Here is a 9,730-nt window from a genome sequence, read left to right on the forward strand (position 1 = left end):
GGCGCTTGCGGCCCCAGCCGCGCCGCTCCTGGCCCTCCTGGCCCTCCTCGCCGTCCTCCTCGGACTCCCAGCGGGCCCACTCGTCGCGGGAGCCCAGCAGGCTGTCGGTGAGGCTCGGGAGGTCGTCCATCGGCGTCTCCTCGGCCCAGGACGGGCGCGGCCGGTCGACCGGGGTGAGCTCGCGGGTGGTCTCGGCGGGCGGCTCCTCGCGCCACAGCCCCGGCGGCACCCGGTCGGCCGTGTCCGGGTCGGCCTGCGGCAGCACGGCGGTCTCGTCCGCCTGCGGCAGCACGGCCGTCTCGTCCGTGAGCGGTGCCTTGCGGAAGTCGGCGCGCTCCGCCTTCGGCAGCACGGCCGTCTCGTCGGCCTTCGGCAGCACCGCGGTCTCGTCGCCGACCGGCGGCTTCCGGAAGTCGGCACGCCCGGCCTTCGGCAGCACGGCGGTCTCGTCGGCCGCGGGGACGGTCGGCAGGACGGCCGTCCGGTCCGCGGGGCCGGCCTGCCCGGCGGCCCGCACGGCCTTCCGGCGCTCGACCTCGGGGATCTCCCGGGTGGTCTCGGCGTCCTCGGCGTCCGTGCCGTCGCCGTCCCGGTCCGCCGCGACCTGCGGCAGTTCCGCGGTCGTGGCGGCCGACGCGGCGGCGGCCTCCGCCTCGCGGCGCTCCTGCTCGGCGGCCTCGGCCTGCAGCCGGGCCTCCTCGGCGCGCTGCAGGGCCTCCTCGGCGCGGCGGCGCTGCTCGGCGCGCTGCACGTCGAGCTGGCGCTGGATCTCGGCCTGGGCGGCGGCCTCCGCCTCCCGGCGCTCGCGCTCGGCGGCCTCGGCCTTGAGCCGGGCCTCCTCGGCGGCCTGGCGGCGGGCCTCCTCCTCGGCGCGTTCCTTCGCCTGCTCCTCGGCCCGCAGGCGGGCTTCCTCGGCGGCCTTGCGGGCCTCCTCGGCGGCGATCCGCTTGGCCTCCAGCTTGGCGAGGCGCTCCTTCTCGGCCTGCTCGGCGCGCAGTTCCTCCAGCAGGGCCTGCCGCTTGCGCTCGGCCTCCTCGGCCTCGGCCTTGAGCCGGGCCTCCTCGGCGGCGCGGCGCTCGGCGGCCTCCCGGGCGAGGCGCTCCTGCTCGACGCGGGCGGCCTTCTCCTGCTCGGAGAGCGGCAGCTCGCGGTCGAGCCGGTGGCGGATCGCGGTGGTCACCTGGGCGGGCTGCTGGGCCGCGTCGACGACCAGGTAGCGGGACGGGTCGGCGGCGGCGAGGGCCAGGAAGCCGGCCCGGACCCGGGCGTGGAACTCGGTCGGCTCGGACTCCAGGCGGTCCAGCGCCTCGGTGAACCGCTCCCGGGCGGCGGTCGGGTCGACGTCCAGCACCACGGTGAGGTCCGGGAGGAGGCCGCCGGTGGCCCAGCGGGAGATCCGGGCGATCTCGGTCGCGGCGAGGTCGCGGCCGGCGCCCTGATAGGCGATGGAGGAGTCCATGTACCGGTCGGTGATCACCACCGCGCCGCGGGCGAGGGCGGGCCGGATGACGCTCTCGACGTGCTCGGCGCGGTCGGCGGCGTAGATCAGTGCCTCGGCGCGGTGCGAGAGGCCGGTGTTGCCGACGTCCAGGACGAGACCGCGCAGCCGCTGTCCGACCGGGCTGCCGCCGGGCTCGCGGGTGAGCACCACCTCGTGGCCCTTGGCGCGGATCCACTCGGCGAGGGCCTGGGCCTGGGTGGACTTGCCGGCGCCGTCGCCGCCCTCCAGGGCGATGAAGAAGCCGGTGCCGGCGGTGCGGTGCGGGGCCGGCTCGGCGGCGCCGCGGACGGCCCGGAACAGCTCCTTGCTGAACGGCGCGACCCCGCGGCGGTCGTCGGTGCGCAGCAGCACGACCGCGGCCAGCACCAGGGTGAGCAGGCCGGCGGTGGAGACGGCGAGCGCGGCGCCGTCGTGGATGAAGGTGAAGCTGCCGGGCTCGACCCGGCCGAGGGTGACCTCGCCGTAGGCGGCGGCGATCAGCGGGACGGCGATCAGCGCGCTGCCGACCACGGCCCGCAGCACCGCGTAGAGGTGCTCGGTGACCTTGGGCAGCCGCGCCTCCTCGACCTCCTGCGCGAGCAGGGTGCGGCCGACCGACACGGTCAGCCCGGCGGCGACGCCGGCCAGCACGGTGAGCAGCAGGACGAGGACGAAGTCCAGCACCAGGCCGGCCAGGATCAGCGCGACGCCCTCGACGAGCAGGGCGAGCGTGAGCAGCCGGCGGCGGGAGAACGAGGGCAGGGTGGCCCGGGTGAGCCGGACGCCGGCGGCCGGGGCGAGGCCCGCGGCGAGGACGACCAGGCCGTAGCCGATCGGGCCGGCCCGGTGCTCCAGCGCGGTCAGCAGGCCGAGCGAGGCGACGCCCGCCATCGAGGCGTAGGCCGCGGCGACGGCGAAGGTGAAGTACGGGGCGGAGCCGGTGCGGCCCTTGCTCAGCGCCTTGCCGGGGGTGGCGTCGACGGGTGCGCGCAGGCCCTGCAGCGGGGAGTGCGGGGCGGCGGCGGGGCCGGCGGGCAGCTCCTGCAGGAAGACCAGCACGGCGGAGGCGGCGAAGACCAGGGCGCCGCCGACCGCGGCGGAGGTCATCTGGTGGTCCCGCAGCCAGTCCGGGCCGAGTGCGGCGAGGACGTTGTTGAGCAGGGTGAGGGCGACCAGGGCGGTCGCGCCGAGCGGCACGGTGGCCCAGCCCGTCCGGTCGTCCACGGTGCGGACGGCGTCCAGGGAGGCGGCGGAGGGCTTGCGCCGGTCGGCCGCGGCGTACGGGTCGGCGGCCGGCAGCAGGCCGGGGACGGCGGCGGCCTTGGCGACCGCCCAGATCCGCTCGGCGGCGCCGGCGGCGAAGACGGTGCCGAGCAGCACCCAGGTGGCGGCGCCCGGCGTCCAGACCGACCACCAGGCGGCGACGCCGACCAGGACGGCGCGCAGCACGTCCGCACCGACCAGGACCCAACGGCGGTCCAGCTTCTCGCCGACCAGCGCGTGGACCGGGCCGAGCAGGGCGGCGCCGAACAGCACGGTGGCGAGCATCCGCGCGGTGAACACGGCGGCCACGGCGAGGGCCAGCGACCGGTAGCCGTCGCCGAACTGCCCGCCGGCCACGGCGGCGACCACCGTCAGCGGGACGAGGACGAGCAGCGACAGGCGGTCCGCGGTGCCGCTGACCAGCTGGGCCGTCCACAGCCTGCGGTAGGGGCGGAGCCGGAGCAGCGCCCGGGCCCGTTCACCTGGTGTCCCGGCCGGCGTGACCTCCGGACGGTCGGGCGGGGCGGTGCTGGGACCGGTGGTCTGCTCCTCACTCGTCATACCGTCAGCGTAGCGGTCGGGCGCTAGGGCCCATGGGGCGGACGGGGTTCCGGAAGCCGGTCATGACACGGTTGTGACGCACCGCGGACCCGCACCCCCCCGGGGGCGCGGGTCCGCGTGGCGCAGGTCGCGTGGTGCGGGCCGGCTCAGTCCTCGTCGGACGCGGCCCCGGTGGCCGTCGCCTTGGTGGCGGTCTTCTTGGCGGCCGTCTTGGCGGTGGTCTTCTTGGCCGCAGTGGTCTTGGCGGCGGCCGTCTTCTTCACGGCGGTCTTCTTCGCCGCCGTCTTCTTGGCCGCGGCCTTCTTCGCGGGCGCCTTCTTGGCCGTCTTCTTCACCGGCCCGCGGGCGCGCTTCTCGGCGAGCAGCTCGTAGCCGCGCTCCGGGGTGATCGTCTCGACGTCGTCGTCCTTGCGGAGCGTCGCGTTGGTCTCGCCATCGGTGACGTACGGCCCGAAGCGGCCGTCCTTGACGACCACCGGGCGCTCGCTGACCGGGTCGGTGCCGAGCTCCTTGAGCGGGGCGGCGGCGGCCGCGCGCCCGCGCTGCTTGGGCTGGGCGTAGACGGCCAGCGCCTCGTCCAGGGTGATGGTGAGCAGCTGGTCCTCGCTGGTCAGCGACCGGGAGTCGGTGCCGCGCTTGAGGTACGGGCCGTACCGGCCGTTCTGCGCGGTGATCTCGTTGCCCTCGGGGTCGGTGCCGACCACCCGGGGCAGCGAGAGCAGGCGCAGCGCGTCCTCGAGGGTCACGGTGTCCAGGGACATCGTCTTGAAGAGCGAGGCGGTGCGCGGCTTGACCGCGTTCTTGCCGGTCTTCGGGGTGCCCTCGGGCAGCACCTCGGTGACGTACGGGCCGTAGCGGCCGTCCTTGGCGACCAGCGGGTTGCCGCTCGCGGGGTCGGTGCCGAGCGCGCGCTCGCCGCTGGGCCTGGCCAGCAGCTCCTCGGCGAGCTCGACGGTGAGCTCGTCCGGCGGCAGGTCGTCGGGGATGTCGGCGCGCTGCCCCTGCTCGCCCTCGACGGCGGAGGCCTTCTCGACGTACGGGCCGTAGCGGCCGACCCGCAGGGTGATCTCCTCGCTCAGCGGGAAGGAGCTGATCTCCCGGGCGTCGATCGCGCCGAGGTCGGTGACGAGCTCCTTCAGGCCGCCGAGGTGGTCGCCGTCGCCGTTGCCGGCCTCGGCGGCGCTGCCCGCGGCGGTGCCGGCGCCCTCGCTCTCGCCGAAGTAGAAGCGCTTCAGCCACGGCACGGACTCGGCCTGGCCGGCCGCGATCCGGTCGAGGTCGTCCTCCATCTTGGCGGTGAAGTCGTAGTCGACGAGCCGGCCGAAGTGCTTCTCCAGCAGGTTCACCACGGCGAAGGAGAGGAAGGACGGGACGAGTGCCGTGCCCTTCTTGAAGACGTACTTGCGGTTGATGATCGTGTCGATGATCGAGGCGTAGGTGGAGGGGCGGCCGATCTCGCGGTCCTCCAGCTCCTTGACCAGCGAGGCCTCGGTGTAGCGCGCCGGGGGCTTGGTCGCGTGGCCCTCCGGGTTGAGCCGGTCGGCGGCCAGCGGGTCGCCCTCGGTGACGCGGGGCAGCCTGCGCTCGCGGTCGTCGAGCTCGGCGTTGGGGTCGTCGGCGCCCTCGACGTAGGCCTTGAGGAAGCCGTGGAAGGTGATGATCTTGCCGGAGGCGGAGAACTCGGCGTCCCGGCCGTCGGCGGAGCGGCCGCCAACCCGGACGGTGACGGACTGGCCGACGGCGTCCTTCATCTGCGAGGCGACGGTGCGCATCCAGATCAGCTCGTACAGCCGGAAGTCGTCGCCCGACAGACCGGTCTCGGCCGGCGTGCGGAAGCGGTCGCCGGAGGGGCGGATCGCCTCGTGCGCCTCCTGCGCGTTCTTGACCTTGCTGGCGTAGACGCGCGGCGCGTCCGGCAGGTAGTCGGCGCCGTAGAGCTGGGTGACCTGGGCGCGGGCGGCGGCGACAGCCGTCTCCGACAGCGTGGTGGAGTCGGTGCGCATGTAGGTGATGAAGCCGTTCTCGTACAGCTTCTGCGCGACCTGCATCGTCCGCTTGGCACCGAAGCCCAGCTTGCGGCTGGCCTCCTGCTGGAGGGTGGTGGTGCGGAACGGCGCGTACGGCGAGCGGCGGTAGGGCTTGGACTCGACGCTGCGGACGGCGAACGCGGTCTGCTCCAGCGCGGCGGCCAGCGTCCGGGCGGCCTGCTCGTCGAGGTGCAGGGTGTTCGCGGCCGCGGCGGCGTCGCGCAGCCGGCCGTCGGAACCGAAGTCGCGGCCGGTGGCGATCCGGCGGCCGTCGACGGAGACCAGCCGGGCGCCGAAGTTCTCCGGGTTCGCGGCGTCGCTCGCGGTGCGGCCGGTGGAGAAGGTGCCGACCAGGTCCCAGTACGAGGCGGAGCGGAAGGCGATCCGCTCGCGCTCGCGCTCGACCACGAGCCGGGTGGCGACGGACTGCACGCGGCCCGCCGACAGCTTCGGCATGACCTTCTTCCACAGCACCGGCGAGACCTCGTAGCCGTAGAGGCGGTCGAGGATGCGGCGGGTCTCCTGGGCGTCGACCAGGCGCTGGTTGAGGTCGCGCGGGTTGCGGACGGCCTCCTGGATGGCGTCCTTGGTGATCTCGTGGAAGACCATGCGGTGCACCGGCACCTTGGGCTTCAGCACCTGCTGCAGGTGCCAGGCGATCGCCTCGCCCTCGCGGTCCTCATCGGTGGCGAGGAAGAGCTCGTCGGACTCCGCGAGCAGCGACTTGAGCTTGGTCACCTGCGACTTCTTGTCGGCGTTGACCACGTAGATGGGGGCGAAGTCGTGGTCGACGTCGACACCGAGCCGGCGGACCTCGCCGGTGTAGCGGTCCGGCACCTCGGCGGCTGTGCCGGGCAGGTCCCGGATGTGCCCGACGCTGGCCTCGACGATGTAGCCGGGGCCGAGGTAGCCCTTGATCGTCTTGGCCTTGGCCGGCGACTCGACAATGACGAGTCGCTTGCCGTGCGCGGTCTCGCTGCTCGGGGACACCTTCGCTCTTCTCTCCCGGTCGTTATCTGTGCTGGCGGCGCGGGCGGCGGGGAGGCGCTCCGCCCGTCCTTCCGCCGTCCGGGGCTGTCGCTGCGCGACGACCCCACCAGCGGAGTGTGACCGTACCCTGGCCACCCTTGTCAAACGGACGGTTCCCGCTTTTTCACCGGCAAGGCCGACCGACGCCACTCGAACGGTAACCCGACGACGAGGCCGCGCGCCCCACGGAGGGGGTTGCCGGCCGACGAGGAGGCCGGATCCGGACGTATCCCGGCCGAAGGCGACGGGCCCGGGCCGGCTGTGGACGAAGGGACCGCACGCACCTTGCGGGTTCTCCCGGGCAGGGTCCTCCTCGGGTTCGGCCCGCCGGGAGCGGGTCCGCACCGGCCCCGGGTTCACACCGACGGCGGGATCGGGTCGGTGGCCGGGTCCGCGTCGGCGGCAGCCGTACTCAGCGGGCCAGGAGAGAGGCGAACAGGCTGAGGCCGCCGGCCAGGGCCCCGGTGCCGAGCAGCGCCCAGAAGACGTCGGTGGCCAGCGTCGGCAGCAGGTCGGCGCCGGCCAGCACGACCCGGCTCGGCCGCCGGGCGTCGTACATGACCTGCACCAGGGCACCGGGCACCAGCCTGGCCGGACGCCGCAGCGGGGTCGTCCCGCGGGGGCGCGCCAGCACGGTCTCGGCGGCCCGGACGGCACGGGCCCGCCCGGCCTCGGCCGCACCGCGCACCGACACGACCTCCACCTCCGGCAGCGCGGTGTAGGAGAGCAGCGGCGCGCTGTCGAGCTCGCCGAAGGTGTCGCCGTAGGGCTCGCCGTACGGATCCCCGTCGGCGACCACGCGGGCGGTCGCGGGTATCCCGTGACGGCGCAGATGGTGGCGAAGGCGCAACTCGGCGGCGCACCACAGCAGCAGTGCGCTGCCGAAGAAGGTCAGAACCGCTCCTGCCGCGACCGCCGTCGGCGTCTCCACCGTCCCGCCCTCCCTGGCCTCAGTCCATCGGCCCGGCGCGCCGCCCCGAGCGCGCTCGTCCACAACCTGTGGACGGAGCCTGGCAGCCTGCGGACAACCCCGGACTGACGTTCGACGTACGACCGGGAACATCCCGGGGACGGAGAGGTGAACGACGGTCTGTGGACAATGCTTCGACGGCGTGGTGGCGGCCGTGGGCCCGGCGGGGCGGGACGGGCCGGGAGGCGGGACGGGCCGGGCCGGGGAGGCCGAGGGGGCTCGGGTGACGGGACGGGCCCGAGCGGCCGGAGGGGCCCGTTCTGCCGGCTGCGTCCCGCCGACGGCCCGCGGAACGTCACGGGGAGGCCGCCCGCGTAACGGCTCGGCCCGGGCTGTCACAGCCCCGCTACGGCAGGCCCCGTACCGCGCTCTCAGGGGGTACACCAGTAGCGGCACCACAGCAGGACCACATCGCCTCGGCCGGAGCCCGCCGGTCGAACTCGGGGGGAGAACCACCATGTCCGCACGCCGCCTGATCGCAACCGCCGCCCTGCTGGGCGCCGCCACGCTCGCCCTCACCGCCTGCGACCCGAACGGCGCCGGCGCGGACACCGCCGCCGCCCCGGGCACCGGCACCACGGCCTCCGCCGCTCCGTCGTCCTCCACGACGTCCGAGCTGACCGGGAGCGCCACCCCGACCACCAAGCCGAGCACCAGGCCGAGCGGCAAGCCCTCCACCGGCCGCACCACCGCCAAGCCCTCCGGCTCCGGCAAGCCCGCCGCCGACTGCACGGCCGCCGCCCAGCGCCCGGGCCACAAAGTCATCAACGTCACGGCAGCCACCGCCACCAAGGTCACCGCGACGCCGACCCGCTTCGTCTGCGGACCCGACATCGACGACGACGGCTACTACGAGCCCACCGGCGCGGCCGGCGCCTACACCTTCGCCCCGGGCGCCACCGCGGAACTGTTCGCGATGAGCAGCACGATGTCGCCCAAGGCCGTCCCGCTGGCCGAGTTCGCCACCCACGCCGAGGACTGCGCCCACAACCGCGAGGTCCCCCAGCCCTACTCCTGCTACGGCGGCAACTACGACGTCACGGTCGACTCCGCCGGCCGGATCACCAAGATCAGCGAGCTGTTCCACCCGTGACGGCGCCCTGAACACCGACGGACCACCGCCGGACAGGACGACGGGGGCGGGCGGGCTGCACGGTGGGGGCGGGACGGTCGGCACGGCGGGGGCGGGGCGGTCAACACCGGGTCGGCCGCCCCGCCCCGTCGGCTGTCATCCGCCGGCCGTCAGAGCGCCACCGGCGCGACGAAACCCTGCTCCGTGAGCAGCCGCAGCGACTCCGGGACCCGGTCCCGCAGCATCACGCGCTCCTCCCCCAGCAGGTGGGCGATGGCGTCGACGATGTCGCCCGCAGCGAGGCTGCCGTCGCAGGCGCCCACGAAACCGGCGCCGACCGTGTCCACCTTGGTCGCCCGCCGCATGCCGCGGTTGTGACGTAGGATCACGTGCTCCGGGTCCTCCGCGCCGGGCGCCCCGACCTGCTCCTGCACCACTTCCTCGGCGAGCACGTAACGGGCCGCGAGCAGCGCGGCGTCGTCGTGGGCACGGAGGAAGTCCTGACGGGCGAACCACTCCTCGATGTGCGGGCCGAGCGGCTGCTCGACCGGGTGCGGCCACTCCTCGATCCGGACGGTCGGCTCGGCCGCACCGCTCGCCCGCAGGGTGATCCAGCCGAAGCCGACGCCCTCGACGCCCGCCGCCTCGAAGGCGTCCAGCCACTCCCCGTACCGCGCCCGGTAGTCGGCGCCCCGGCCGAGGTGGTCGCCGCCGTCGCGCAGCCACAGCTCGGCGTACTCGGCGATGTCCTGCACCTGGCGCTGCACCACCCAGGCGTCCAGGCCGGTACCGGCCACCCAGCCGGCCAGCCTCTCGTGCCAGTCCTCGCCCTTGACGTGCTGCCAGTTGGCCAGCAGCTGACAGTACCCGCCGGGCTCCAGGTGCGCGGCGGCGCCGCGGACGATGCTCCGGCACAGGTCGTCACCGGCCATGCCGCCGTCCCGGTAGACGAAACGGCTGCCGGGCGAGATCACGAACGGCGGGTTGGAGACGATCAGGTCGAACCGCTCGTCCGCGACCGGCTCGAAGAGACTGCCCCCGGCGGTCCGGGTGTTCTCGAAACCGGAGAGCGCCAGGGTGAGCCGGGCGAACTGCAGGGCCCGCGGGTTGAGGTCGGTGGCGGTGACGTGCTGGGCGTGCCGCGCCGCGTGCAGGGCCTGCACCCCGGAGCCCGTCCCGAGGTCCAGGACGGACCGGACGGAGCGCCGCACCGCCAGGTTGGCCAAGGTGGTGGAGGCGCCGCCCACACCGAGCACCAGGTCCCGGCGGGCCACACCGCCGGAGCTGTCCCCGGCGCCGATGCCGCCGGCGCCGCCCACCGCGCACCC

The 9,730-nt window shown here is 74.9% G+C and carries 5 protein-coding genes; 1 reads left to right on the forward strand and 4 read right to left on the reverse strand.

Annotated features, from left to right (window positions below; translation table 11 throughout):
• The 3 genes from tmk to ABZ641_RS17690 form a co-directional block, all read right to left on the reverse strand.
• On the reverse strand, nt 1-3,304 hold a 3,304-nt coding region (gene tmk / locus ABZ641_RS17680), incomplete at its 3' end, for a dTMP kinase (protein WP_359982825.1).
• 146 nt (nt 3,305-3,450) lie between these two features.
• On the reverse strand, nt 3,451-6,321 hold the full coding sequence (gene topA, locus ABZ641_RS17685; RefSeq protein WP_359982828.1) for a type I DNA topoisomerase: 2,871 nt from the start codon (nt 6,319-6,321) through the stop codon (nt 3,451-3,453).
• Between the two features lie 451 nt (nt 6,322-6,772).
• Nucleotides 6,773-7,291, reverse strand: coding sequence for a DUF3592 domain-containing protein (locus tag ABZ641_RS17690; protein WP_344622802.1), 519 nt, complete (start codon nt 7,289-7,291; stop codon nt 6,773-6,775).
• Between the two features lie 496 nt (nt 7,292-7,787).
• On the opposite strand from ABZ641_RS17690, the gene ABZ641_RS17695 reads away from it, so the two are divergent.
• Nucleotides 7,788-8,423 carry a hypothetical protein gene (locus tag ABZ641_RS17695; RefSeq protein WP_359982831.1) on the forward strand — a complete coding sequence of 212 codons (636 nt, stop codon included), beginning with the start codon at nt 7,788-7,790 and terminating at the stop codon, nt 8,421-8,423.
• 149 nt (nt 8,424-8,572) lie between these two features.
• Here ABZ641_RS17695 and ABZ641_RS17700 read toward each other — a convergent pair.
• Nucleotides 8,573-9,730 (reverse strand): methyltransferase (locus ABZ641_RS17700; RefSeq protein WP_359982833.1); only part of this gene is annotated, 1,158 nt, incomplete at its 5' end.

The sequence above is a fragment of the Kitasatospora sp. NPDC007106 genome (assembly GCF_040634455.1).
GTDB classification, from domain to species: Bacteria; Actinomycetota; Actinomycetes; order Streptomycetales; family Streptomycetaceae; genus Kitasatospora; species Kitasatospora arboriphila.